Source organism: Planomonospora sp. ID82291, from assembly GCF_015711645.1.
In the GTDB taxonomy this organism is placed as follows: Bacteria; Actinomycetota; Actinomycetes; order Streptosporangiales; family Streptosporangiaceae; genus Planomonospora.
Genome location: NZ_JABTEX010000001.1, coordinates 2,398,512 through 2,424,044, shown reverse-complemented (window position 1 = coordinate 2,424,044; position 25,533 = coordinate 2,398,512). Strand labels below are relative to the sequence as shown.

General features: G+C 73.1%; 23 protein-coding genes. 17 read left to right on the top strand and 6 right to left on the bottom strand.

Annotated features, from left to right (window positions below; translation table 11 throughout):
* The first annotated feature begins 171 nt into the window (after nucleotides 1-171).
* The 4 genes from purS to purL all read left to right on the top strand — a co-directional run bounded on the left by purS (nucleotide 172) and on the right by purL (nucleotide 4,174).
* Complete coding sequence (purS, locus tag HS045_RS10915) at nucleotides 172-417, top strand: phosphoribosylformylglycinamidine synthase subunit PurS (RefSeq protein WP_196450943.1); 246 nt, start codon at nucleotides 172-174, stop codon at nucleotides 415-417.
* 168 nt (nucleotides 418-585) lie between these two features.
* Nucleotides 586-1,026, top strand: coding sequence for an ATP-binding protein (locus tag HS045_RS10910; protein ID WP_196450942.1), 441 nt, complete (start codon nucleotides 586-588; stop codon nucleotides 1,024-1,026).
* A 212-nt stretch (nucleotides 1,027-1,238) separates the two neighbouring features.
* Entirely contained in the window at nucleotides 1,239-1,922 is a 684-nt protein-coding gene (purQ, locus tag HS045_RS10905; protein ID WP_196450941.1) for a phosphoribosylformylglycinamidine synthase subunit PurQ, read from the top strand.
* A complete protein-coding gene (gene purL / locus HS045_RS10900) occupies nucleotides 1,919-4,174 on the top strand; it encodes a phosphoribosylformylglycinamidine synthase subunit PurL (RefSeq protein ID WP_196450940.1) in 2,256 nt (751 codons plus the stop codon). The genes purQ and purL overlap by 4 nt, the downstream gene beginning before the upstream one ends.
* Before the next feature lie 88 nt (nucleotides 4,175-4,262).
* On the opposite strand, the gene HS045_RS10895 is transcribed toward purL, so the two are convergent.
* Entirely contained in the window at nucleotides 4,263-4,841 is a 579-nt protein-coding gene (locus tag HS045_RS10895; RefSeq protein ID WP_196450939.1) for a Uma2 family endonuclease, read from the bottom strand.
* A gap of 314 nt (nucleotides 4,842-5,155) precedes the next feature.
* Between HS045_RS10895 and HS045_RS36105 the strand changes: the two genes are divergently transcribed.
* The 3 genes from HS045_RS36105 to HS045_RS10880 all read left to right on the top strand — a co-directional run bounded on the left by HS045_RS36105 (nucleotide 5,156) and on the right by HS045_RS10880 (nucleotide 9,576).
* Nucleotides 5,156-7,243, top strand: coding sequence for an adenylate/guanylate cyclase domain-containing protein (locus HS045_RS36105; protein WP_307827454.1), 2,088 nt, complete (start codon nucleotides 5,156-5,158; stop codon nucleotides 7,241-7,243).
* A gap of 100 nt (nucleotides 7,244-7,343) precedes the next feature.
* Nucleotides 7,344-8,033 carry a Crp/Fnr family transcriptional regulator gene (locus HS045_RS10885; RefSeq protein ID WP_307827453.1) on the top strand — a complete coding sequence of 230 codons (690 nt, stop codon included), beginning with the start codon at nucleotides 7,344-7,346 and terminating at the stop codon, nucleotides 8,031-8,033.
* Between the two features lie 55 nt (nucleotides 8,034-8,088).
* Entirely contained in the window at nucleotides 8,089-9,576 is a 1,488-nt protein-coding gene (locus HS045_RS10880) for an MFS transporter (RefSeq protein ID WP_196450937.1), read from the top strand.
* A gap of 157 nt (nucleotides 9,577-9,733) precedes the next feature.
* Here the strand turns inward: HS045_RS10880 and HS045_RS10875 are convergent, their stop codons facing one another.
* Complete coding sequence (locus HS045_RS10875) at nucleotides 9,734-11,824, bottom strand: PhoX family phosphatase (protein ID WP_307827452.1); 2,091 nt, start codon at nucleotides 11,822-11,824, stop codon at nucleotides 9,734-9,736.
* Nucleotides 11,825-12,115: 291 nt separating this feature from the next.
* On the opposite strand from HS045_RS10875, the gene HS045_RS10870 reads away from it, so the two are divergent.
* Entirely contained in the window at nucleotides 12,116-12,562 is a 447-nt protein-coding gene (locus tag HS045_RS10870; protein WP_196450935.1) for a sterol carrier family protein, read from the top strand.
* A 193-nt stretch (nucleotides 12,563-12,755) separates the two neighbouring features.
* Here HS045_RS10870 and HS045_RS10865 read toward each other — a convergent pair whose 3' ends face one another.
* Nucleotides 12,756-13,538: a DUF4190 domain-containing protein gene (locus tag HS045_RS10865; RefSeq protein WP_196450934.1), complete on the bottom strand. Its 783-nt coding sequence runs from the start codon at nucleotides 13,536-13,538 to the stop codon at nucleotides 12,756-12,758.
* A 263-nt stretch (nucleotides 13,539-13,801) separates the two neighbouring features.
* Here HS045_RS10865 and purF point away from each other — a divergent pair, with 263 nt between their 5' ends.
* From purF to purM, 3 genes are read left to right on the top strand one after another with little or no spacing between them, the layout of a single operon-like run.
* On the top strand, nucleotides 13,802-15,238 hold the full coding sequence (gene purF / locus HS045_RS10860) for an amidophosphoribosyltransferase (protein WP_196450933.1): 1,437 nt from the start codon (nucleotides 13,802-13,804) through the stop codon (nucleotides 15,236-15,238).
* Nucleotides 15,235-15,360: a hypothetical protein gene (locus HS045_RS35375; RefSeq protein ID WP_255531713.1), complete on the top strand. Its 126-nt coding sequence runs from the start codon at nucleotides 15,235-15,237 to the stop codon at nucleotides 15,358-15,360. Before purF ends, HS045_RS35375 begins: the two co-directional genes overlap by 4 nt.
* Nucleotides 15,357-16,382 carry a phosphoribosylformylglycinamidine cyclo-ligase gene (gene purM, locus HS045_RS10855; RefSeq protein WP_196450932.1) on the top strand — a complete coding sequence of 342 codons (1,026 nt, stop codon included), beginning with the start codon at nucleotides 15,357-15,359 and terminating at the stop codon, nucleotides 16,380-16,382. Before HS045_RS35375 ends, purM begins: the two co-directional genes overlap by 4 nt.
* Nucleotides 16,383-16,714: 332 nt before the next feature.
* Here purM and HS045_RS10850 read toward each other — a convergent pair whose 3' ends face one another.
* Nucleotides 16,715-16,948, bottom strand: coding sequence for a DUF3073 domain-containing protein (locus tag HS045_RS10850; RefSeq protein ID WP_068902805.1), 234 nt, complete (start codon nucleotides 16,946-16,948; stop codon nucleotides 16,715-16,717).
* Between the two features lie 148 nt (nucleotides 16,949-17,096).
* Nucleotides 17,097-18,212: a Glu/Leu/Phe/Val dehydrogenase dimerization domain-containing protein gene (locus tag HS045_RS10845; RefSeq protein ID WP_307827451.1), complete on the bottom strand. Its 1,116-nt coding sequence runs from the start codon at nucleotides 18,210-18,212 to the stop codon at nucleotides 17,097-17,099.
* A gap of 279 nt (nucleotides 18,213-18,491) precedes the next feature.
* Between HS045_RS10845 and HS045_RS10840 the strand changes: the two genes are divergently transcribed.
* Nucleotides 18,492-19,349 carry a hypothetical protein gene (locus HS045_RS10840; protein ID WP_196450931.1) on the top strand — a complete coding sequence of 286 codons (858 nt, stop codon included), beginning with the start codon at nucleotides 18,492-18,494 and terminating at the stop codon, nucleotides 19,347-19,349.
* A 320-nt stretch (nucleotides 19,350-19,669) separates the two neighbouring features.
* Nucleotides 19,670-19,873, top strand: coding sequence for a developmental transcriptional regulator BldC (gene bldC, locus HS045_RS10835; RefSeq protein ID WP_013133571.1), 204 nt, complete (start codon nucleotides 19,670-19,672; stop codon nucleotides 19,871-19,873).
* A gap of 300 nt (nucleotides 19,874-20,173) precedes the next feature.
* On the opposite strand, the gene HS045_RS10830 is transcribed toward bldC, so the two are convergent.
* Nucleotides 20,174-20,857 carry a TetR/AcrR family transcriptional regulator gene (locus HS045_RS10830; protein WP_307827450.1) on the bottom strand — a complete coding sequence of 228 codons (684 nt, stop codon included), beginning with the start codon at nucleotides 20,855-20,857 and terminating at the stop codon, nucleotides 20,174-20,176.
* Nucleotides 20,858-21,040: 183 nt separating this feature from the next.
* Here HS045_RS10830 and HS045_RS10825 point away from each other — a divergent pair, with 183 nt between their 5' ends.
* From HS045_RS10825 to HS045_RS10810, 4 genes are all read left to right on the top strand, one after another.
* Nucleotides 21,041-22,123: a LacI family DNA-binding transcriptional regulator gene (locus tag HS045_RS10825; protein WP_196450930.1), complete on the top strand. Its 1,083-nt coding sequence runs from the start codon at nucleotides 21,041-21,043 to the stop codon at nucleotides 22,121-22,123.
* A gap of 183 nt (nucleotides 22,124-22,306) precedes the next feature.
* Nucleotides 22,307-22,567 (top strand): hypothetical protein, encoded by a 261-nt coding sequence (locus HS045_RS10820; protein ID WP_196450929.1) that lies wholly within the window; start codon nucleotides 22,307-22,309, stop codon nucleotides 22,565-22,567.
* A gap of 90 nt (nucleotides 22,568-22,657) precedes the next feature.
* Nucleotides 22,658-23,620, top strand: coding sequence for an N-acetylmuramoyl-L-alanine amidase (locus tag HS045_RS10815; protein WP_196450928.1), 963 nt, complete (start codon nucleotides 22,658-22,660; stop codon nucleotides 23,618-23,620).
* 130 nt (nucleotides 23,621-23,750) lie between these two features.
* The gene (locus tag HS045_RS10810; protein WP_196450927.1) at nucleotides 23,751-25,472 is read left to right on the top strand and encodes a beta-N-acetylhexosaminidase; all 1,722 of its coding nucleotides are present in this window, start codon (nucleotides 23,751-23,753) and stop codon (nucleotides 25,470-25,472) included.
* The last annotated feature ends 61 nt before the right edge of the window (nucleotides 25,473-25,533 follow it).

The window sequence follows — 25,533 nt, the reverse complement described above, 5'->3', positions numbered from 1 at the left end:
CCTCCGGCCCTCTCCGCACCCGTGCGGACCCGGAACGGACCCGGGACGAATCCGGAACGGACCCGGCGACGAATCCGGAACGGACCCGGAACGGACCCGGCGACGGGCCGCGGTCGGGGACCGTTACGCTTGAGGCGCCCAACCGACCCCGCTGCACCCTGGAGGAACACCGTGGCGCGCGTCATCGTCGACGTCATGCTGAAGCCCGAGATTCTCGACGCCCAGGGGCAGGCCATCGCCCGGGCGCTCCCCCGGCTCGGCTTCTCCGGCGTCTCCGCGGTACGGCAGGGCAAGCGGTTCGAGGTGGAGCTCGACGGCCCGGCCGACGAGGCCGCCCTTTCGGACGTCCGCAAGATGGCCGAGACCCTGCTGGCCAACACCGTGATCGAGGACTACACGGTCACCATCGAAGAGTAAATAGCCGGATATCGTCAGCAGAATCCCTCTATGCCGGTTAAATTCACCCCTGGGGGCATCCCACACCACGTCCTGACTAACAGTGGATAACATCACAGTTATTTTGCGGTTAGCCCGGATTCCCGAGGGAAACCTTCACTGGGTGACGTCTGGCCCGGGAGGGATCCGGTGGATTTCGAGTTCGCATTGGCTCTGCCAAGAGAGGCCGTCGGCATCCCGATGGTCCGCAGGATCATCGGCGACTCCCTGGCCTTCCGCGGCGTGACCAGGAGCTGCGTCTCCGACATCCTGCTCGCGGTCACCGAGGCGTGCACCAACGCCGTGCGCCACGGCGGCCCGGACAACCGCTACGAGGTCGAGACCGCCATCGGCTCCGACCGCTGCGACGTCCGCATCACCGACCGGGGCCGCGGTCTGGTCCGGATGCCGGAGCACTACCCGCCGAGCGACATCGAGAACGGCCGCGGCATCCTGATCATGCAGTCCGTGGTGGACGAGATCTCCTTCGACATCGCCCCCGGCCGGGGCACCACCGTGCACCTGCGCAAGCGGCTCCACCGCTACGACGACCCCGCGCCCGCCCGCCGCCGTGAGCTGGCCGCCGTCTGACCGCCGTCCGGCCGCGCCCGCCCGCCGCGGCGCCGCGGATCCCATGATCGGAGTCCCGCCCCCGGGCCGGTCGCCGCCGGGTCCGGGGGGCGGGCCGTCCACCTCGTTGTGAGCTCTCCCCGCAGAGCGGATAGCCTGGGCGCACCGCCGCAGACCGCCGTCCGATGTGTGAGACGTCGGCGCGGCGCTCGTTTGTGGAGGGGAACGCTGCCATGAGTGCTGCCCGCGTGGGCGTCGTCACTTTTCCCGGGACTCTTGACGATCAGGACGCGGCCCGTGCCGTGCGCCATGCGGGCGGCGAAGCCGTCCCGCTGTGGCACGCCGACCCCGACCTCAAGGGGGTGGACGCGGTCTTCCTGCCCGGCGGGTTCTCCTACGGGGACTACCTCCGGTGCGGGGCGATCTCCAGGTTCGCCCCGCTGATGGAGGAGCTGATCCCCGCCGCCAGGGCCGGACTCCCCGTCCTGGGGACCTGCAACGGCTTCCAGATCCTCTGCGAGGCCCACCTGCTGCCCGGCGCGCTGATGCGCAACGCCGGGCTTCACTATGTCTGCCGCGACCAGGGCATCCGGGTCGAGACCACCGCCACCCCCTGGACCTCGGACTTCACCGAGGGCCAGGAGATCGTGCTGCCGATCAAGCACGGCGAGGGCCGCTACGTCGCCGACCCGGCGACCCTCGCGGCGATCGAGGCCGGCGGCCAGGTCGTCTTCCGCTACACCGGGGGCAACCCCAACGGCTCCCTGAACGACATCGCCGGCATCCGCAACGAGGCGGGCAACATCGTCGGCCTGATGCCCCACCCCGAGCACGCCGTCGAGGACCTGACCGGCGCCCCGAGCACGGACGGCCGCGCCTTCTTCACCTCGATCCTCAAGAAGCTGGTGAACGCGTGAACCTCGACACCGTCAAGCGCGCCGCGGACACCCCCGACGAGCGCCAGCCGTACGCCGAGCTGGGCATGAAGCCCGACGAGTACGACCGGGTCAAGGAGATCCTCGGCCGCCGGCCGACCGGTTCCGAGCTGGCCATCTACAGCGTCATGTGGAGCGAGCACTGCTCCTACAAGTCCTCCAAGGTGCACCTGCGGCAGTTCGGCACCAAGGCGCCGCAGTCCGACGCGCTCCTGGTCGGCATGGGCGAGAACGCCGGCGTCGTGGACATCGGCGACGGCTGGGCGGCCACCTTCAAGATCGAGTCGCACAACCACCCGTCCTACGTCGAGCCGCACCAGGGCGCGGCCACCGGCGTCGGCGGCATCGTCCGCGACATCATGTCGATGGGCGCCCGGCCGATCGCGGTCATGGACGCGCTGCGCTTCGGCGGCGCCGAGGCGGCCGACACCCGCCGGGTGCTGCCCGGCGTGGTCGAGGGCATCAGCCACTACGGCAACTGCCTGGGCCTGCCCAACATCGGCGGCGAGGTCGTCTTCGACCCCTGCTACCTCGGCAACCCGCTGGTCAACGCCCTGTGCGTCGGTCTGCTCCGCAAGGACCAGATCAAGCTGGCCATCGCGCCGGGCGCGGGCAACAAGGTCGTGCTCTTCGGCGCGCTGACCGGCCCCGACGGCATCGGCGGCGCGTCGGTGCTGGCCAGCGCCACCTTCGAGGACGAGTCCCACGCCAAGCGCCCCAGCGTGCAGGTCGGCGACCCGTTCATGGAGAAGCTGCTGATCGAGTGCTGCCTGGAGCTCTACCAGGCCGACGTGGTCGTCGGCATCCAGGACCTCGGCGCGGCCGGCGTCTCCTGCGCCACCACCGAGCTCGCGGCCAAGGGCACCGGCGGCATGGACGTCCGGCTGGACCTCGTCCCGCTGCGCGACCCGTCGCTGCGGCCCGAGGAGATCCTGATGAGCGAGTCGCAGGAGCGCATGATGGCGGTCGTCGCCCCCGACGACATCGACGCCTTCATGGCGATCTGCGCCAAGTGGGACATCCCCGCGACCGTGATCGGCGAGGTCACCGACTCCGGCCGCCTGGTCATGACCTGGCACGGCGAGACCATCGTGGACATCCCGCCGGGCACCGCGGCCGACGAGGGCCCGGTCTACGAGCGGCCCTTCCACGAGCCGGCCGGGCAGGCCGCGCTGAACGCCGCCTCGCCCGCGGACCTGCCGCGCCCCGAGGACCTGCGCGCCGCGCTGCTGCAGCTGCTCGGCTCGCCGAACCTGGCCTCCAAGGAGTGGGTGACCTCCCAGTACGACCGGTACGTCCGGGGCAACACCGTGCTGGCCCAGCCCGCCGACGCCGGGATGCTCCGGATCAGCGAGGTCATGCCCGGCGCCGAGGAGACCACCCGGGGCATCGCGCTGGCCACCGACGGCAACGGCCGCTACGCCCGGCTGGACCCCTACGCCGGGGCCCAGCTCGCCCTGGCCGAGGCCTACCGGAACGTCGCCGTGACCGGCGCCGTCCCGCTCGCGGTCACCAACTGCCTCAACTTCGGCTCTCCCGAGGACCCCGAGGTCATGTGGCAGTTCTCCGAGGCCGTGCGCGGCCTGGCCGACGCCTGCAAGACCCTGGGCGTCCCGGTCACCGGCGGCAACGTCTCGTTCTACAACCAGACGGGCTCCACCGCGATCCACCCGACCCCGGTCGTGGGCGTGCTGGGCGTGATCGAGGACGTGGCCAAGCGGGTGCGCAGCGGCTTCACCGGCAACGGCGACAAGGTCGTCCTGCTCGGCGAGACCGGCGCGGAGTTCGGCGGCTCGGAGTGGGCGCACGTCGCCCACGGCCACCTGGGCGGCCTCCCGCCCGCGGTGGACCTGGAGGCCGAGCGCGCTCTGGGGCGGGTGCTCACCGAGGCGGCCTCGCGGGGCCTGCTCACCGGCTCCCACGACCTGTCCGACGGCGGCCTGGCCATCGCGCTGGCCGAGGCGTGCCTGGCCCAGGGCGTCGGCTGCACGGTCTCGCTCACCGGCGACGACGCGTTCGTCGACCTGTTCAGCGAGTCGGCCTCCCGGGCCCTGGTGACCGTCCGGCCGGAGTCCTTCGGGGCCTTCGCCGAGCTCTGCGCCGCCCACGAGGTGCCCTGCTACGGCCTGGGCACCACCGGCGGCGCCGCGCTGGTCGTGGAGGGCGTCCTGGACATCCCGGTCGCCGAGCTCCGGGAGACCCACACCGGCGCGCTCCCGGCGCTCTTCGGCTGATCCACGCACGGCGGAGGGGTACGGCTCGCGCGAGCCGTACCCCTCCGCCGTGTCCCGCCGGACGACGCCCGTGAGCGCGCCGAAGAGATCAGGAGAGCAGTTCCCGCATCGTGACGGTGATGGGAAAGGGCACCGCGAGCCGGAGCTTCTCCCGCTCGATGCCGATCGGCACGTAGGCACCGGTGGTGTCGTCCAGCTCGTACACGTGCACGGCAGGGCGGCTGTTCTCGTTCTCGATCCGCCAGAAGTGACGGATACCGGCCTGCGCGTACCGCTCCGGCTTGACCCTCCGGTCGCGCTCCTCCGAGTCGGGTGAGACCACCTCGACCGCGAGGACGACCTCCTCGGGCCGGTAGGTCGTGCGCTCCAGTCCCGCCCCGGAGGGTTCCCGGACGACCATGACATCCGGCTCCGGCCGCTGACGCCGTCCCAGCGTGACCGTCATCTCGCGCACCACGTCGAGCCCTTCCGGTGCCGAGGACCGCAGCACCCGGGTGAGGTTGTCGATGACCCTCATGTGGAACTTGGTCTGCGGGGACATCACGATGAGGGCTCCATCGACGAGTTCGAGGCGGCGCGGCGCTTCGGGGGGGAGCCGGTCCAGATCCTCCGCGACCCAGCCGTCGGCCGGCGGATAGAACCAGGAAGGCAGCACTTCAGCGGTCATCTCGTCCCCCTCCGAATCCGTTGTCACTTTACGGCGCACCTCCGCTCATCTCAGCTCTTTCCACGAATGCCTCGCCCGTCCACCTTCTCATTTCCGGCGGACGATGACATTCATCCGGCGCCGGACCGCGGGCCGCCGGTCACATCCGGTACGGACGCTTACCGGCGAGGACCGAGCGGAGATTTCCGAGGAAGGAAAGGCGTTGGCGGCGACGGCGGTGTGCCGGGATAATCGGGGCGTTCGGGGGAACCCGCCCGCGGGCGGGGCGGACGCGACAGGGGGTCACCGGACCCCCGACGAACACGGAGGCCCCTGTGCCGACGAACCACTCGACGGCCGCGCCGGACGCCGGCAGCGCCGGGCCCGAGCCGTACCTCCCTCCGGCGACCCAGCCGGTCCGCGCGGTGGTCTGGGTGCTGCACCTGGCCCTGCCGATGCTCGGGCTCTGGCTGCTGCTCGCCCAGCCCCATCTCAACGCCCGATGGCAGGACAACCCCGCCCACTTCTGGCTGATCAACGCCGTGGCCGGGATCAGCCTGGTCCTGGGCGCGCTGGTCAGCCGGTCCTCCACCCGGCGCGCGGACGCCCGGCTGCTCCTGGTCTCGCTGGTCTTCCTGAGCAGTGCGGGCTTCTTCTCCGTGCACGGACTGACCACCCCGAAGGTCGTCCTCGACGGCCCGAGCCACGGGTTCGACCTGTCCCACCCGGTCGGCCTCATGATCTCCGCCGCCTTCGCGTTCGCCTCGGCGCTGCCGCTGGGCGAGCGGGCGGCCGGCGCCGTGCTCCGGTCGCGCAACCTGCTGCGCGGCGGCCTCGCCGTACTGGTCGTCGGCTGGGCGGCGGCCTGCCTGGTGCCGGGCCTCACCCCGCTGAGCACCAGGCCGCCCGCGCACGGCGCGGACCTCGGCGGGGCCGAACTGCTCGCCGTCGCCCTGTACGGCGCCGCCGCGGTGATGGTGTTCCGGCTGCACCGCAGGCGCCCGGCGGCGATGCTGATCAGCCTGGTCACCGCCTATGCCCTGCTCGCCGAGACGGTGGTCGCGGGGATGTCCCACCACAACTGGCACCTGTCCTGGTGGCTCTGGCACGTGCTGCTCACCCTCGCCTTCGCCTTCGTCGCCTACAGCGCCCACCTGCAGTTCCGCCGCGAGGGCTCCGGCGCCGGGCTGTTCGACGCGGTCGCGCTCAACGCGACCGTCCGCAGGATGCGCGGCGAGTACACCCAGGCGCTGGAGGAGCTCGTCGCCCACCTGCGCCGCCGCGAGGACGGCCGGGGGGACGGCGGTGCGGGCGGCGGGACCGGCGCCGGGGTCCCGGTCGCGACCCGGCTCGCGGGCAGGTTCGGGCTCACCGAGGCGCAGGCCGCCGTGCTCGACCGGGCGGGCGAGGCGCTGGCCACCGAGCGCGAGCTGTCCGAACGGCTGGCCGCCCTGGTGGACCTGGGCAACCGGGCCCGGGTGGGCCTGCCCGAGGGGGAGCTGCTCTCCCATGCGATGGAGCGGGTCCGGCAGGCCTACGGCGACGTGCGCATCAGCCTGGTCGCGGACGGGCGGGTCACGGTCGGCTCCGCCGCCTACACCGACCGGGACTTCCCCGGCGGCGGGCCGGTCCGGCGCGGTGACGCGGTCCTGCACCCGCTGACCGTCAAGGGCCGCCTCGCCGGGGCGCTGACGGTCCCGGTGGGCCGCACTCCGCAGGACGAGGCGCTCGCGGCGACCCTGGCCGCGCAGCTCTCGATCTCCCTGGAGAACGCCCGGCTCTACCAGGAGCTGGAGGGGCTCTTCCGCAACTACATGTCCCCGGACGTGGCGCAGGCGCTGCTGGCCGACCCCCGCCGGGCCGAGCTGGGCGGCGAGCTGGTCGAGCTGACCGCGCTCTTCGCCGACCTGAAGGGCTTCACGAGCTTCTCCGAACGGGTCGCCCCCGGGGAGATCGTGGACATGCTGAACCGCTACCACGGCGCGGCCGTGCCGATCGTGCTCGCCAACGGCGGCACGATCGTGCAGTTCGTCGGCGACGCGATGCTGGCGCTGTTCAACGCCCCGGCCCGGCAGCCCGACCACGCCGAGGCCGCGGCCCGGGCGGCGCTGGCCATGCAGGAGGCCGCCGAGGAGATCGCCACCGGGACGCCCGGCTACCCCCGGTTCAGGATCGGGATCAACACCGGGCCCGCGCTGGTCGGCAACATCGGCAGCCCCCAGCTGCGCGGGTTCAACGCGATGGGCGACTGCGTGAACGTGGCCGCCCGGCTGGAGGGCGTGGCCGAACCCGGTACCGTCGTGATCGGCCAGAGCACGCTCGACCGGATCGGTCCCGGGGCGAAGGTCCAGCCGCTGGGCGGGCTGAGCCTCAAGGGCAAGGAGCATCCCGTGCACGCCTACGTCCTGTCCGGACTGACCTGATCCGGCCGGGACGGGGTGTCCGGGCACCGGTACGGCCGCGCCGCGCGCCGTACCGGCCCGCCGTCCCATGCCACCCGCACCCCTTTCCGAGGAGGCCCCCGTGAATCCGTCCGCACCCCCCGCCGCGTCCGTGTCCGAGCCCGGTGAGTTCCTCTCCCTCCTCACCCCCGAGGAGGCCGCCGGGCTGCGCGCGGCCGGACGGCCCCGGCGGTGGGACCGGGGCACGACGCTGATGACCGAGGGCGACGCGGCCGACTGGGTGCTCGTGCTGACGTCCGGCCGGGTCAAGGTCTCCTCGCACACCGCCTCCGGCACCGAGGTCGTGCTGGCCGTACGGGGAACCGGCGCGCTGCTCGGCGAGTTCTCGGTCATCGACGGCCTGCCGAGGTCGGCCACGGTGACCGCGCTGGAGCCGGTCGAGGGGATCGTCGTCCGTGACTTCACGGCCTTCCTCCGCGCGCACGGCCGGGTGGCGGTCCTGCTCCTGCAGATAGTGACCGGCCGGATGCGCGACGCCGACCGCAAGCGGATCGAGTACGGCGCGTTCGACACCGCCGGCCGGGTCGCCACCCGCCTCCTGGAGCTGGCCGACCGGTACGGCGAGCCGGCGGCCGGCGGGGTGCGGGTGGCGCTGCCGCTCTCCCAGGACGAGCTGGCCGGGTGGACCGGCTCCTCCCGCGAGGCGGTCAGCAAGGCCCTGCGCTCGCTCCGGGACCGGGGCCTGATCGAGACCGGCCGCCGCCGCGTGATCATCCACGACATGGAGGGGCTGCGCCGGCGCGCGCGGTGACCGGCCGCACGACCCCAGACAAATCGGGCGCACCGCGTGCGTCAGACTGATCGGTATGGTCGCGATCCCCCAGGACCTGCCCGGCTCGCCCGAATACTCCGCCCGGCTCCGCTACGCCTGGCGCGTCTGCTCGGTCACCAGCCTCGGACTGGTGCTGATCGGCGTCTCCGGAAGCACCCTGAACGTCGCCCTCCCCGCGGTGGTCCGGCACTTCCGGGCCGACGCCTTCGCCTCCGGCTGGATCCTGCTCTCGTTCATGCTCGTCAACACGGCGACCCTGGTGTTCTTCGGCAGGGTCGCCGACCTCCTCGGCCGCCGGGAGGTCTACCTCGCCGGATTCGCCCTGTTCACCGCCGCCTCGCTGCTCGCGGGGCTCTCCCCCGGCGTCTGGTTCCTGATCGCGATGCGGGTGGTCCAGGCGGTCGGCGCGGCGATGATCCTGGCCAACGGGACCGTGATCATCACCGACGCCTTCCCACCCGACCGGCTCAGCCAGGGCATGGGCGTCTACGTCGGCACGCTCTCGGTCGCCCAGCTCGCCGGCCCCACCGTGGGCGGCCTGATCGCCGAGACGGCCGGCTGGCAGTGGATCTTCTGGGTGAACGTGCCGGCCGGGCTGATCGCCTTCGGCTGGGGCGCGTTCATCCTGCGCAAGGCCGGCCGCGACCCCCGCGCACCCCGCGAGACGGTCGACGCCCCGGGCAACCTGGTGGTCTTCGCGCTGCTGTCCGCCGCGCTCATCGCCCTCTCCGAAGCCGGTTCGCGCGGTCCGGGCAGCCCGGTCGTGATCACCGGCGCGCTGGTGGCGGTGCTGCTGGTCCCGGTCCTCGTCGTCGTGGAGCGCCGCGCCGCCCACCCGGTGCTCGACGTGCGCCTGTTCGGCGCACGCGTGCTGGCCTTCGCCAACCTCGCCTCGTTCTGCAACGCGCTGGCCCGCTCGGCGCTGATCCTGCTGGTCGCCCTCTACTTCCAGGCGGCCCGGGGCGTCGACGCGGTCACCGCCGCCCTGGGCGTGCTCCCGGTCCCGGTCGGCATGGCCCTCGCCTCCCCGCTCGCGGGCGCCCTCGGCCGCCGGATCTCCCCCTACGCGCTCTCCGTCGGCGGCTGCCTGTTCAGCGCCTCCGGACTGGGGGTCCTGCTGCTCAACACCGCGCCCGCCACGCCGTACTGGGTGATCGGCGCGGGGCTGTTCCTGTGCGGCTGCGGCAGCGGGACGTTCCTCACCGGGAACACCACCCAGGTCATGCAGGCCCTGCCGCCGGGGAGCCTCGGCGTGGTGAACGGCTTCCGGCTCATGATCATGAATGTGGGGATCGTGCTCAGCGTCGCCGTCACGCTGAGCGTGCTCACCGGCTCGGTCAGCCCGCGGCTGCGCGACCAGGTCTACGCGGGCACGCTCTCCCGCGTCTCCCCGGTCGCCGTGCAGCAGCTCATGGACGGCTTCCGGCAGACGTACGGCGTGCTGTTCGCCGTCGCCCTGACCGGCGCCCTGCTGGCCGCCCTGGCCGGACCGCGCCGGGATCCGGCCGCCGGGGAGGGCTGACCGCGCGGCCGCAGGCGGCCCCGGCGGAGACCGGGACGGGCGCCCCGCCGTACCCCGTGGGATAACGGCGAGGCGCCCGCCTACCCGGCCGGGACCGACCCTCCACCGGGGACCGACCCTCCACCGGGGACCGACCGCGCCGGGAGGCCGCCCGGCGTCAGGAGCCGATCTTCTTGCCCCGGGTGTGCCAGGCCACGGCCACCGACGGGCGGGGCTGGCTCTCGCCGCCGTCGGGCCAGTGGCTGGCGGGGGCCTCGGGCGAGGCGCCGTCGATCTCGCCCGGGTGCTGCACCGCGACGAAGACGCTGCGCTGGTCCTCGGTGACGAACGGGCCGCAGGTCTCCGCGCCGATCGGCACACTGAGGAACTGGCGCAGGTACCCGCGCTCGGGGCCGGTGACCGGCATGACGAACAGGCCGTCGTTGGAGCCGAGCGCGTTGCCGTCCGTGGAGATCCACAGGTTGCCGTCGCGGTCGAAGGTGACGTTGTCCGGGCAGGAGATCGGCGAGACCCTGCCCTTGTCGAACCCGGCGAAGTACGTCGAGGCGTCGGCCGGGTCGCCGCAGACCAGCGGGAGCGACCAGGCGAAGGTCGTGGCCGCGGCGTCGTTGCGGCGCTCGGTGATCTCCAGCACGTGGCCGTGCTTGTTGGCGGGACGCGGGTTGGCCTCGTCCACCTGCGCCGGGGTCCGGTTGGAGTTGTTGGTCAGCGCCAGGTAGACGCCGCCGGTGACGGGGTTGCGCTCGATGTCCTCGGGGCGGTCCATCTTGGTCGCCCCGGCCTTGTCGGCGGCCAGGCGGGTGAAGACCAGGACCTCCGCGGCGGTCATGCCCGGCACGTGCGAGACGTTCCCGGTGACCAGCGGGAGCCACTCGCCCGAACCGTCGAACCCGCCGTCGGCGGGGAGCCTGCCGGAGCCGTCGATCTCGGCGGGGCTGTCGCCGGTGAACTTCGCGACGTACAGCGTGCCCTCGTCGAGCAGGGTGCGGTTGTGGCGGTCGAAGCCGGGGATGTAGCGCTTCTTGGAGACGAACTTGTAGACGTACTCGAAGCGGGAGTCGTCACCCATGTAGGCGACGAGGCGGCCGTCCCTGGCGAGGGTGGTGGTGGCGCCCTCGTGGGCGAAGCGGCCCAGGGCGGTGCGCTTGACCGGGGTGGAGTCGGGATCGAACGGGTCGATCTCCACGATCCAGCCGAAGCGGTTGGCCTCGTGCGGGTGCTTGGACAGGTCGAAGCGCTCCTCGACCCGGTCGAAGCGGCGCCCGCCCGGGGTGGTCGAGGCGATGTCGATGCCGTACCGCTTGAGGCCGGCCTTCTGGTCCTCGGGGGCGCCGCTGCCCAGCACGAAGTACTGGTTGAAGTTCTCCTCGGCGGTCAGCACGGTGCCCCACGGGGTGGTGCCGCCCGCGCAGTTGTTCAGCATGCCGAGGACGGCGGTGCCGGACGGGTCGGCGGCGGTCTTCAGCAGGTCGCTGCCCGCGGCCGGGCCGGTGAACCGCATGGGGGTCTGCGCGGTGATCCGCCGGTTGTAGCGGCGGCGGCCCCGGGTGACCAGCCTCCACTGGCCGGTGTTCCCCACCCGCTCGATCTCGACCACCGAGCCGCCGTGCGCGGCCATGGCGATCTTGATCTGCTCCTCGGTCGCGGCGGTCCCGCCGGTGTAGCCGCGGAACATGAGCGCCTCGTCGGAGTACTCGTGGTTCACCCAGAGCAGGCCGCGGCGGCCGCCCATCGGGAAGAACGTCACGAAGTCGCAGTTGTAGCCGAACTGCTTGGCCTGCGCCTCGGCGGTCTGGTTCTCGTAGTCGAACGCCGGGGCGTCGGGCAGGACGGGGTCGCCCCAGCGCACGACGGCGGCCGACGCGTAGCCGTCGGGGACCGTGACGCGGTCCTCCCGGTTCGGCGCGACGGCCGCGAAGCGCAGGCCGCCCCGCCCGCCGTTCCCATGGCCGTTCCCGTGGCCGAGACCCTGGACCTCCGCCCCGGGGTCGGCGGCGGCGGGTACGGCTCCCGCCACGCCGAGCGCGCCCGCCCCGACCGCGACGGCGCCGAGCGCCCCCGCCCGGAGCATTCCGCGGCGGGACAGGACCGAGGTGACCACGTCGCCGAAGTACGTGTTGTCGCCGGTGTTCGGGACATCGTGCGCGCAGGCGTTGCCGCAGCGGAATTCGCAGGTCAGCGCAGAGCGCCCGCTCTTGTGCGGGGTGCTGAGCAGCGGGAGCGTTCGGCGCGGCGACGGGTTCGCCACAGGGGCCTCCAAGATTGTGCACAGGCGTTTCCGAGCGGGGACGCTACGGGTGCCGGCCGAACCCGAGGTGAACGTGGTTTGCCCGAGTGATGAACCGTTCGTCGTCGATGTCCGATCGACCTGCGACCGATCGACCTGCGACCGGACGGCCCCGCCGCCCCCGCCGCCCCGCCGGATCATCGGGGCGGACCGACCGGCGAGCCGGACCGGAAGGGCGGACCGACCGGCGAGCCGGACCGGAAGGGCGGACTGACGGGCCGGATCGTCGGGGAGGGCGGGCATGATGGGGGCGTGCCACCTCACAAGCCCGACCCCGAGAGGGTCCGCACCGCGCTGGACGCCCAACTGGCCGCCCTGGACGAGCCGTCCTACGACGGGCCGGAGGATCTCGGCGCCCTGCTGGGCGCGTGCGCGGCGGCGGTCCTGCGCGCCTACGAGCGGGGGATCCGGCCGGAGCGGGAGGCCGCGCGGCTGGCCGTACGGCACCTGCTGGACCGGCTCGCCGCCGCGGCCCCGGGGCGGACCGTCGAGGTGCGGGTCCCGCCGTACGCGGCCGTGCAGTGCGTGGAGGGCCCCCGGCACACCCGGGGCACCCCGCCGAACGTGGTGGAGACGGACGCCCGGACCTGGCTGGAGCTGGCCACCGGCCGGTTGACGTGGGCCGACGCGACGGCGGCGGGCCGGGTCTCGGCGAGCGGGGCACGGGCCGATCTCACCGCCCACCTGCCGGTCGCCTGAACCGGTCTCACCGCCCGCCTGCCGGTCGCGGCCACCCGCCGGTCACCTGAACCGGTCTCACCGCCCACCTGCCGTGGCCGCCTGGCGGTCGCCCGGGCGCGTCGGCGGGCGGGCGCCCGCCCGCCGACGTCCGGAGCCCACGGCCCCGGACGCCTCGCCCCGGTCGGGGCACCCCTCCGCGGGATCCCCGGGTTCAGGGCACGTCGAAGCGCACCCCGAACCTCTCCTCCAGGCAGCGCTCCCGGGCCCCCGGGGGCAGATCCATGCAGACGCCCGCCCGGCTGAAGAACCAGGCGACGAACGCCGCGGCCGCGATCAGTGTGAGGACGCTCAGACCGATGCCCACCCAGGCGCGGCCCCGGTTGGAGTCCTTGGCGACCGCGACGAAACCGACGATCAGGCCCACGACCGCCGTCAGCGTCCCCAGCCCGCAGGCGAACAGCAGGAAGAGGCTGACGACGCCGAACACGAGCGCGGCGGTGCCGATGCCCCCGCCCCGCCCGGCCGTGACCCGGACATCGGGGGGAGGCGCCGGATACCGCGCCGGGCCTCCCGGATATGTGGGACCGCCCGGCCAGGACGCCTGCGGCGAGCCCGGCGGGGCGGAGGAGTACGGCCCGCCCGCGGGCGGCGCCTCATATGGAGATCCGCCCGACGGCGGAGCGGAGGGGGTGTACGGGTGTGCGCCGCCGGACGTCCCCGGCGGCGGACCGCCGTACGGACCACCGGTCCCCCCGGCGGACGGACCACCGTAGGGGTCGCCGGGCGCCGGCGGCCGGCCCGGCAGGGGCGGCGTCCCCGGCGGGAGGTCCTCGCCCACCGGCTCGGTGGCCTGGGACGGGACCGGGGAGAGCCCCGGAGGAGGGGTCGGCGGCTCGTACCGCGACGGTCCCGAGGCGCCCGCCCCGATGGAGGGGCCCTCGGCGGGGTCCGGCTCGACCCGGAACGGCTCCGGCACCTCCGGCGCGTCCGGCACGTCCGGATGCGGCGGCCTCGGCTCCTCCGGCGGCCTCGGCTCCCCCGGTTCCCGCCGCGGTTCGGGCTGGTCTGGGTCCACAGGTGTCGTCACGTCCGCTCTCCCGACGCGTAGAGATGCCGGAGACCCCACTTTCTCCCGGCCTCCGCCAACGGTGCGGACCGGCCCGGCAAACCCCGGACGATCGTTCGGTCAGGGTGTGGCAAGCCGGATGGGCGGCCCCGGGGTACGAGCAGCCGGGAGGCCGACCTAGACTGAGGCACGTGCTGAAGGGCGACGGCCATCTGAGCCATGACCTTGACCCCCATGACCGACCCCCGAAAGACGCGTGCGGTGTCTTCGGCGTATGGGCCCCCGGGGAGGAAGTCTCCAAACTCACCTACTACGGGCTGTACGCGTTGCAACACCGCGGACAGGAATCCGCCGGCATCGCGGTCAGCGAAGGCAGCCGCATCCTCGTCTACAAGGACATGGGCCTGGTGGCCCAGGTCTTCGACGAGTCGGTGCTGGGCACCCTCCGCGGCCACCTGGCCGTCGGCCACTGCCGCTACTCGACCACCGGGTCGAGCGTCTGGGAGAACGCCCAGCCGACGCTGAGCTCCACCGACGGCGGCGGGCTCGCGCTCGCGCACAACGGCAACCTGATCAACACCCGGGAGCTGGCCGAGCGGCTGGCGCCGGGCACCACCAGGGCGACCACCGACACCGAGGTGCTGGCCGCGCTGCTGGCCCAGGACCGCACCCAGCCGGTCGAGGACGCGGCGGCCGAGCTGCTCCCCCAGGTGAAGGGCGCCTACTCGCTCGTCTTCATGGACGAGAAGACGCTCTACGCCGCCCGCGACCCGCAGGGCATCCGCCCGCTGGTCCTCGGCAGGCTGGAGCGCGGCTGGGCGGTCGCCTCCGAGACGGCCGCCCTGGACATCGTGGGCGCCACCTTCGTCCGGGAGATCGAGCCGGGCGAGCTGCTGACCATCGACGAGCGCGGCGTGCGGTCCCGCAGGTTCGCGCTGGCCGAGCCCAAGGGCTGCCTGTTCGAGTACGTCTACCTGGCCCGCCCCGACACCACCATCGCCGGGCGCGGCGTGCAGACCACCCGGGTCGAGGTCGGCCGGGTGCTCGCCCGCGAGCACCCCGTCGAGGCCGACCTGGTCATCCCCACGCCCGAGTCCGGCACCCCGGCCGCCGTCGGCTACGCCGAGGAGAGCGGGATCCCGTACGGCCAGGGCCTGGTGAAGAACTCCTACGTCGGCCGGACCTTCATCCAGCCGTCCCAGACGATCCGCCAGCTGGGCATCCGGCTCAAGCTGAACCCGCTGAAGGAGGTCGTCGCCGGCAAGCGCCTGGTCGTCGTGGACGACTCGATCGTGCGGGGCAACACCCAGCGGGCGATCGTCAAGATGCTGCGCGAGGCGGGTGCGCGCGAGGTCCACGTCCGGATCTCCTCGCCCCCGGTCGCCTGGCCGTGCTTCTACGGCATCGACTTCGCCACGAGGGCCGAGCTGATCGCCGGTTCGCTCAGCGTGGAGGAGATCCGCGACTCCCTCGGCGCCGACTCCCTGGGGTACATCTCGCTGGAGGGCCTGACCGAGGCCACCACGATCCCCTCCGAGCGGCTCTGCCGGGCCTGCTTCACCGGGGAGTACCCCATCGCCGTCGACCGCGACAGCGTGGGCAAGTACGTCCTGGAGGCCAAGGCGTGAGCATCCGCGCCGGGGACATCGGGGACACCGCCGCGCCGGACACGCGGCCCGTCGGCGGCGTGCGCGTCCGGGCCATCACCTGCGGCGCCGAGGCCGTACGACCGACGGAGGAGGACGCGTGACGAGCTACGCCGCGGCCGGGGTGGACATCGACGCGGGCGAGCGCGCCGTCGAGCTGATGAAGGCGAAGGTCGCGCGGTCGCGCCGGCCCGAGGTCGTCGACGACGCCAGCGGGTTCGCCGGCCTCTTCGACGCCTCGGCCCTGCTGGGCTACCGCCGCCCGCTGCTGACGACCTCGACCGACGGGGTCGGGACCAAGGTCATGCTGGCCCAGCAGCTGGGCAGGCACGACACGATCGGCATCGACCTGGTCGGCATGGTCGTCGACGACCTGGTGGTCTGCGGCGCCGAGCCGCTGTTCATGACCGACTACATCGCCTGCGGCAAGGTCGTCCCGGAGCGGATCGCCGAGATCGTGGGCGGGGTCGCCGAGGGCTGCCGCCTGGCGGGCACCGCGCTCATCGGCGGCGAGACGGCCGAGCACCCGGGGGCCATGGGCGCCGACGAGTACGACCTGGCGGGCGCGGCCACCGGTGTGGTGGAGGCCGACGCCATGCTGGGCCGCGACCGGGTCCGCGCGGGCGACGTGGTGCTGGCGCTGGCCTCCTCCGGTGTGCACTCCAACGGCTACTCGCTGGTCCGGCACATCATCAGGCTCGCCGGGCTCTCGCTGGAGCGCCAGGTCCCGGAGTTCGGCCGGACGCTCGGCGAGGAACTGCTGGAGCCGACCCGGATCTACGCCCTCGACTGCCTGGCGCTCGCCCGCTCGGTCGAGGTGCACGCCTACGCCCACATCACCGGCGGCGGGCTGGAGGGCAACCTGTCGCGGTCGCTCCCCCCGGAGCTGGACGCCCTGCTGGACCGGTCGTCATGGACCCCGCCCGCGGTCTTCGGCGTGCTCGCCGGGCACGGCAAGGTCGCGCAGGCCGACATGGACCGCACCTTCAACCTGGGTGTGGGCATGGCGGCGATCGTCCCCGCCGACGCGGTCGACCCGGCCCTGGCGCTGCTGAAGGAGCGGGGCCTTCCCGCGTGGGTCCTGGGTGAGATCGTCCCCGGCGCCGGCCGCGCCCGGTACCGCTAGCCGCTCCCCGGGCGTGCCGTCCCCGCTCCGGCGGGCCCCGCGCGCCCGGGCCGGTCGCGGCGCCGGAAGCTGCTCCCGGGCCGCCGAAGCGACGCGTTCCCCGGGTCGGCCCCCGCCGTGAAGCCGTCTTTCGTGAAGCCGTCTTTCCGTCGTGAAGCCGTCTTTCCGCCGAGGGAGACCGTCCCTGGGGATGGCGGACGTCCGCGGGCGGACCGGGAGGCGCTCCGGACGGATCCTGGAACGCCCGGCGAGCCGGCGGACAGGGGCGGACGCGGAAAGAACGCCCGGCGGTCGGCCGCCGGGCGTTCCCACCCGCTCAGTGTGCGGACCGCCTAACGGCGGCCGGACGTCCCGTTGTCCCGGTCGTCTCCGGGGTCGAAGTCATCGGCGTAATCGGCATACCGATCCGCGAGATCATCGTAGGAGTCGTCAGCGTCGTCCTTGTGGACGGAGTCGTCTCTGACTCCGAGCTCGTTGCGAAGACGCTCAAGATCAGTGCCACCGCTGTTGTACTTCAGCTGGCGAGCAACCTTGACCTGCTTGGCCTTTGCTCGGCCGCGCCCCATTGGCTCGACCCCCTCGTGTGGGGTCGTGCCCGACCCCTCGTCGCTAACGCACCACGCACTGACGCCACCTGACTGAGGCGTCAGTTCTCGTTCGACTACAACCGTACCTGTTTTGCGCCCGCCTCGGTACGCCGCGGGGGCATGAGGGCTAGCGACCTAGCCAAATGCCCCTAATCCGCCCGACTTCCGACATTCTGCGCTCGGCCAGCCTATCTGCTGCGACGGCCGGTGGGACGCCGTCCTCCGTCGCCGTGGTGAAAATCTTGAGAGTCGTAGCGTAGATCTTCTCGGCCTTTGCCCTCGCCCGGTCCATGTCGAACCCCTGGATCTCGTCGGCGACCTGGATGACTCCGCCGGAGTTGACGACGTAGTCGGGCGCGTACAGGATGCCGCGGTCGGCGAGCTGCTTCTCCACCCCGGGGTGGGCGAGCTGGTTGTTCGCCCCGCCGCAGACGATCGAGGCCCGCAGCCGGGCGACCGTCCCGTCGTCCAGTGCCCCGCCGAGGGCGCACGGCGCGTAGACGTCGATGTCGGCCGAGGTCAGGGCGGACCGATCGGCCACGACCTCCACCCCGGGGTGCCTGCGCCGGACGAGTTCGACCGCCCGCTCGTTCACGTCGCAGACCACCACCTCCGCGCCGTCCTCGACGAGGTGGTCGACCAGCCGGTGGCCCACCTTGCCGACGCCCTCGACCCCGACCCGCCTGCCGCGCAGCGGCGAGGCGCCGAAGACGTGCTCGCAGGCGGCCCGCATGCCCTGGAAGACGCCGAAGGCGGTCAGGATGGACGAGTCGCCGGCGCCGCCCTGGGCCAGGGTGCGACCGGTGACGTAGGGGGTCTCGCGCGCGATGAGGTCCATGTCCTCGCTGTAGGTGCCGACGTCGCACGCGGTGAGGTAGCGCCCGCCCAGGGACTGGACGAACCGGCCGTAGGCCCGGAGCATCGCCTCGTTCTTGTCCGTCTCCGGATCGCCGATGATGACGGCCTTGCCCCCGCCGAGGTCGAGACCCGCCAGGGCGTTCTTGTAGGCCATCGCCCGCGAGAGGTTGAGCACGTCCGCCAGCGCGGCCTGCTCGCTCTCGTAGGGGTAGAACCGGGTCCCCCCGAGGGCCGGGCCCAGGGCGGTGTTGTGGATCGCGATGATCGCGCGGAGGCCGCTGCGCTCGTCGGAGCAGAAGACGACCTGCTCGTGTCCGGCCTGGCCGCTCATCGGGGTGCTCACCGGGCTGCTGTCCTTGTGGGAGAGCCCGAAGACGTCCGTCACGGTGGTGACTCCCGTCGTCCGGTCCGCCGCTCCGTCGCGGCGGAGATCAGCCTCAGGGTAACCACAACCCCCCGAGTGTGACGACCGGTGAGCGCCCCTTCACTGGCCGGGAACGGCGCGCCGCACCGCGACCGCACCGCGGCGGGCCGCACCGCGGCGGGCCGCACCGCGGCGGGTCACGCCGCGGCGGGTCACGCCGCATCAGGCCGCGCCGGGAGGTGGGAGCCCGGCACGGGCCGGTACCGGACAAGGACCGCCTCTTCATGGCACGATGCGAGCGTGCTGCCCTATGCCGCGTACCTCCGCGTCTATGAACCTCTGACCGCGTTCAGCCCCACCGAGCGCGTCTCCTGGCAGGCCTACGCCGAGACGTCCGACCGGCCCCGGCGGGCGAGCGCGCTCCACACCGAACACGGCGAGGCGGTCGCGCGCCTCATCGGCGTCCCGCCCGTCCCGGCCCCGGTCCACGAGAGCTCCAACGCCTACCTGAGGCGCGTGGACGACGTGCTGTACGTCTGCCCCTGGCAGAGCAGGCTGCGCTCGTGGCTGGCCTTCTCGCGCTTCCGCGGGACGACTCCGACCACGGTGGCGGAGCGGTTCGTGCCGCTGTCGATCGCCGAGCAGACCGCCGACGACTTCGACCGGTTCAAGCGGCGCGGCGGGGCGTCCGCGCTGCGCACCCACATCCGCACCTCGACCTGGCACATCCCGACGTCCTGGTTCCTGCCCTTCGACGGGGGCGAGCGCTGGCTGGCCCTCGACGGCGAGGCGGCGGCCGGGGGCACGACCACCACCCGAAACCTGATCTACGTCACCTCCATGGCGCACGCCCGCCGCCGCGTGGCCCGCGCACTGCAGATCCTCCGCCGCCAGGTCGGCGACGTCGGCATCACCGAGGAGGTGGAGGATGTGGCCCGCTGGCTGGAGGAGTTCCACCCGCACTCGCTGGTGGAGCTGGACTACGGCGGCATCGTCCACCTGATGGACGACGAGAGGCTCCGGGCCGACCAGTCCGTGGCCGAGCTCGCCGCCGCGCTGACGGGTCTGGACACCGGCCAGGAAGAGCTGGCCTTCGCCATGTATCAGAGGGTGATCACCCGCTGGCGGTCAATACAACTTCTCGAATCAGCAAACTGAGTCGCATATCACCCCTCTGACCTGCATAAGTGAGGCTGTCAACGTCCGGGGACGCATCTGCGAACTGAGTAATTTGCCGTTTTCACTGCGATACCACGAAACGTGTCGCTAGAATCACCGAGCGTGACAACGCCGCATACACAAGAGAGATGAGTCGCCCCAAAGACTCGCCAATCGCTCTGTGTGGCTGTATGGTCACATCGGGTGATGCCGCATATGGTCCGAACTGCCGCACGCAAAGGACCATAGGGGGACATCCGTGACAAGCGTCAAGTCGCAGGATCGCTGTCGTCGGTCCACACGGAGGAGAGGCCGCACAAATGTCAGCTCGTACACCTGAGGCCGAGCCGCTGCTCACCCCGGCGGAGGTCGCAACCATGTTCCGCGTCGACCCCAAGACCGTCACACGGTGGGCGAAGGCGGGCAAGTTGACGTCCATCCGCACGCTGGGTGGGCACCGCCGCTACAGGGAGACCGAGGTTCGCGCGCTGCTCGCGGGGATTCCGCAGCAGCGCTCCGAGTAGGGCGGGGGCCGTACTCGGATCCGGGGGATCACATCGCGCGCTCACCGGGAGTGTGGGCGCGTGGACCGCACAGGCTCTGTGGAGAGCGGCGCCGCCCGCCCGGCGCCGCCCCACCGGCCGGTGACGCTCCGTCGGTCGTGACGCTCCGTCACCGGTGACGTGGAGCGATCGATCACGCTCCGTCAAGGGGCGGCTCGCTCCGCCGAATGCCGTCCGATCGGCCGGCCCCACTCGTCGGTCGGTGAGGCTCCCCTCCGGGTCCCGACGGGACAACCGGTCCCGGTGGAACAACCGGTCCCGTCAGAACAGCTGGTCCCGGGCCAGTTCCTCAAGCAGCCCCTCGACCTGCGGGTCGTGGTTGGCGGCGACCCCGAGCAGCGCCACCATGTGGTCGACCAGCATGCGTTCCAGTGTGGGCCGCTCGATGTCCCGGTGCTCCAGCCAGTCGAGGCCGGCCGTCTCGACCGAGGCGATCCACGAGCGCAGCGTGATGCGCAGGGCCGGGCCGGGCTCCTCGACCCGCATCTGCCGCATGATGAGGCGGAGCAGACGGTGCCGGACGCTGTCGACGATCTCGCCGATCTCGCCGCTGCGGTCGGCCGGGCCGCCCTTGAGGAGGGCGGCGAAGCCCGCCGCGTGCTCCTCGACGAAGTCGAAGTAGCGCTCCAGTCCCAGGGCCAGCTCATCCATCGGGCGGCCGTTCCCCTGGGGGCGCAGCCGCGCCTCCAACTGCGCGGCGGCGCTCTTCAGCGCGGCGACGTACAGCTCCTGCTTGCCGCCGAAGTAGTGGTAGACCAGGGCTCGTGACGCCCCCGCCGCCGCGGCGACGTCGTCGATGGAGACGTCCTCGGCGTCGTGCCTGCTGAACAGCTCCAGCGCCGCGGCCATGAGCTCCTCGCGGCGCCGGTCCACGCTGAGCCTGCGCCGCGCCGGTCGCGCGTCGCCGGACTTCTCCTGCCTCGCGGCCCCGGATCTCGAACCCACAGTGCGCACACTATCGGAGTGGGAACCGGCGGCGGCCCCGTCGGGATCCGGGTTCCGCCCCGCGGAGGTCGGATCCGGTTCCGTTCCGCGGAAGCCGTACCCCATCCGGAACTCGATCGTTTGGAGTGAGAGGGCGTCAGGACACCCTCCGCAGGTGCCCACCCACCATTCCGGGGGAGAGCCATGTCAGGACCGCCGGTCGACACCACCGTCACCCGAGCCCGGGCGTTCGCCGCCGCCGTCCCGCCGGACGGCGGGCCGCGCCCGCGCCCGACCATCCGCAACGTCGCCGAACGAGCCGGTGTCTCCAAATCGCTGGTCTCGCTCGTGCTCCGCGGCTCTCCGCACGTCAGCGAGCACCGCAGGCAGGCCGTGCTGCAGGCCGCCCGAGACCTCGGCTACCGGCCCAACGCGGTCGCGCGGAGCCTGGTCGAGGGCCGCACCCACCTGGTCGGGGCGCTCGTCGCCGACCTGCACAACCCCTTCTACGCCGAGTTCCTGGAGGGCCTGCAGGAGAGCCTGCACGGCGACGGGCTGCGGCTGCTCATCGGCAACAGCCAGTGGGACCCGGCCTTCGAGGACGAGGCCGTCGAGGCCTTCCTGGAACTGCGGGTGGACGGGCTCGTCCTGCTCGGCATCCCGCCGACCAGCGAGACGCTCATCGAGGCCACCGGATACACGCCCATGGTCGTGGTGGGCGAGCGCGACATCGATCTCGACGGCGTGGACGCCGTGGTGGACGACGACCGGCTGGGCGCGCGCCTGGCCGTCGACCACCTCGTGGAGCTGGGCCATCGCCGGATCGCCCACATCGAGGGCACCCGGTCCTCCTCCGGCCGGTTCCGGTGCGAGGGCTATCTGGTGGCGATGCGCCGGCACGCGCTGGCGCCGTACATCATGGTCGAGCAGAGCGACCCCACCGAGGAGGGCGGCGCCCGGGCCGCGCGGAGCCTGCTGACCCGCGACCCCCGGCCCACCGCGATCTTCGCCGCCGACGACATGGTGGCCATGGGCGTGCTGGCCGCCGCGGCCGAGCTCGGCCTGCGGGTCCCCGAGGACCTGTCCGTCGTCGGATACGACGACACCCACCTGGCGGGCGTGCCCGCGATCTCCCTCACCACCGTCGGCCAGCCCCGGCGGGCCATGGGCCGCTCCGCCGCGGCACTGCTCAGCGACCGGATCGGCGACCCCCGCAAGGCGTCCCGCCTGCGGCAGGTCACCCCCGCACTGGTGGTACGGCGCAGCACGGGACCCGCGGAGGCGTAGGGCGCCCGCCGGGAGGGGTCCCGCCGCGAAACATCCCCGCCGCGAAACATCCCCGCCGGGAAGACCCGCCGAGAAGACCCGCCGGGAGGGTCACCCCGTTCCCAGGCGGGCACCAAGGCTGGGCAAACCTCCGAAGCCGCCTCGCGTCCCTGGTGTTGACTCTGGCGTGACAAGGGGGTAATCATGCGTGATCCAGAACTGGTGTCATGCGCCCAGCGCGCCGCCTCCGACCTGGAGCGGGCGTGGACGCTGTGGCGGAGCGCCCGGGGCCGCGGCGCGGAGGCCGGAGCCGACGCCACGGCGGGTTCCGTGGCCAGCTACGTCGCCCATTCGATCGACCATCCCTGGGGACGCCCGCGCGTGGTGCTGGGCGTGGACGCCGAGGAGGCTCAGGAGCTCGCCGCGCTCCTGCAGCGGCAGGAGACGGGCGAGCGCGCCTGGTGACCTGAGCGCGTCCAGGACCGGAGACGGCGCCGATCACGGCACCCGGCCGCGTAGGTTGGGGTGCCGACGGTTCCGCGCGAAGGGAAGAACGTGACCAGCAGAGCACTCGCGACGGCCCTCGTCCTGTGCTGCCTGGGCGTCGCCGCCTGCGGCGGCGCCCCGGACGACGGGACGGCGGGCCCGGCGGCCTCCGGACCCGCCACGGGCCCGGCGGACCCCGGCCCCTCCTCACCTGCCGGTTCACCGGACTCCTCCGGCTCTGACTCCGGTTCCCCGGACCCCGGCGCCGAGTCGTCGGCCCCTCCCGCCGAGGAGGACACCGGTTCCCCCGCCGACGAGACCACCGCGACCTCCGACTCGACGGTCCCCGCGCCGGCCGGGAGCTCCGCGGTCAAGCCGCTGAGCGGCAAGATCGTGGTCATCGACCCCGGCCACAACGGACACAACTACCGCAACCCCTCGGCGATCAACCGGCAGGTCGACGTCCTGACCCACAAGAAGGCGTGCGACACCACCGGGACCGCCACCAACGACGGCTATGCCGAGGCGGCCTTCACCTGGGACGTGTCCCGGCAGCTGAAGGCGATCCTGGAGTCCAGGGGCGCCACGGTGAAGCTGACCCGCACAAGCAACACGGGCGTCGGCCCGTGCATCACCGAACGGGCGGCCATCGGCAACCGGGCGCGGGCGGACGCGGCCATCTCGGTGCACGCCGACGGGGCGGGCGCCGCCGACCACGGCTTCCACGTGATCATGCCGAAGAAGATCAACGGTCCGGTGGACCCGGTCGTGGACGACTCCGAGAGGCTCGGCCGCGCCGTGCGGAAGGCCTTCAGGAGCGGCACCGGCCTGCCGTACTCCACCTACATCGGACGCAACGCGATGAGCTTCCGCAACGACCTCGGCGGGTTGAACCTCTCCACGGTCCCGAAGGTCTTCATCGAGTGCGGGAACATGCGCAACGCCGCCGAGGCGCGGAAGTTCCGGAACGCGGAGTTCCGGAAGAGGATCGCGCTCTCCCTCGCCAACGGGGTGCAGGACTACCTCACATAGGCTCCGGTCGCGGAGCGCCCCGCGGCCGGGCTCCGGCCCGTACCGGCGCCGCTCCCGGGCGCGGTCCGCCCTGCGGCATATCCGGAAGGTTTCCTTCCTATTTCCGTGCGGGTTCGGCATGATCGGGGCCATGACCGACCTGCTTCCCCGTCCCGTGTCCGCCGAGTACGGCCCCGGCTCCTTCGACCTGTCCCCCGGCGACCCGATCTGCGGGCCCGCCGACCTGGTGGCCGCCGTACGGCGGGCGCTTCCGACCCTGGACCTGCGCCCCGCCGGGGACGGCACGGGCCCGGCGGGGCGGGGAGTCCCTCCGGAGGCGGGCGGCACGGCGGCGGGAACGGCCGTCGATGCGGCGGGCACGGCGGCGGTCGTGACCGAGCGGGACGCGGCGCTGGGCCCCGAGGCCTACCGTCTGGAGGTGTCGGACCGGGGCGTGCGGATCGCGGTGGCCGGACAGGCGGGGGCGTTCTACGCCGCGCAGACCCTGCGCCAGCTCCTGCCCGACACGGCCTTCCGCGCCGTCCCGGCCGGCGGGAGCGTCCCGGCGGTGCGGATCGAGGACGCGCCGCGGTTCTCCTGGCGCGGCGCGCACCTGGACGTGGCCCGGCACTTCCTGCCGAAGCGGGAGGTGTTGCGGATGATCGACCTCATGGCCGCGCACAAGCTGAACCGGCTCCACCTGCACCTGGTGGACGACCAGGGGTGGCGGATCGAGAGCCGGGCGTACCCCCGGCTGCACGAGGTGGCCTCGCACCGGCCGCGGACGGTCACCAGCCACTACCACGAGGAGGAGACCTTCGACGGCGTCCCCCACGGCGGGTACTACACGCTGGCGGACCTGGCCGAGATCGCCGCCTACGCGCGGGACCGGGCCGTGACGGTCGTCCCGGAGATCGACGTGCCGGGGCACGCCTCGGCGATCCTCGCCGCCCATCCGGAGCTCGGCGCGCGGGCCGCGGACGGGCGGGTGCCGGAACCGTTCGGGGTGCTGGACCGCTGGGGCATCTCCCCCGCGATCCTCTCCCCGCTCCCCCCGACGATCGACTTCCTGACCACCGTCCTCGACGAACTGCTCGGCGCGCTGGGCGAGACGCCGTACGTGCACATCGGCGGGGACGAGTGCGTGCTCGACGACTGGGCGGCGTCCGCGCGGATCACCGCCTTCCAGGCGGAGCTGGGCCTGTCCGGCCCGGGCGAGCTGCACGCGTGGTTCCTGCGGCGGCTCGCGGACGCGCTGGCGGAGCGGGGCGGCCGGGCGGTCGTCTGGGACGAGGCGTTCGTCAGCGGCGCGCTCCGGCCGGACACGGTCGTGATGCCCTGGCGCGGTCCCGAGGTGGCCCGCCGGGCCGCCGCGGCCGGGCACGACGTGGTGCAGACGCCGATCTTCCCGCTCTACTTCGACTATGCGGAGGCGGCGTCGGAGGACGAGCCCGTCGCCATCGGGGAGGCGATCACGGTGGCGGACGTGGCGGGGTTCGCCCCGGTTCCGGGGGCGTGGGGGCCCGAGGAGGCCGGGCGGGTGCTGGGCGCGCAGTTCCAGCTGTGGAGCGAACGGCTTCCCGACGGGCGGGCCGTCGACTACCGGGCGTGGCCCCGGGGGTGCGCGCTGGCGGAGGTCGCCTGGTCGGGCTCCGCCGACGCCTCGTTCGGCGCCCGGCTGGAGCGGCACCTCGGACGGCTGGACGCGCTGGGCGTGGAGTACCGGCCGCTCTCCGGCCCACGCCCCTGGCAGCGGGGCGGGACCGGGTGGCGCCGCCACCGGCCGGGCGTCGTCAGGGTCGAGGACGCCGTGAAGCACGTGGAGGAGCTGACCCGCAGCGCCGACTCCACCCGCCCCAGCACGAGCCTCTGACCGCCTTCTCCCTCAGGGGCGCCGCCCGTGACGGGCGGGGAAGGCCGGTGACGCTCCCGGC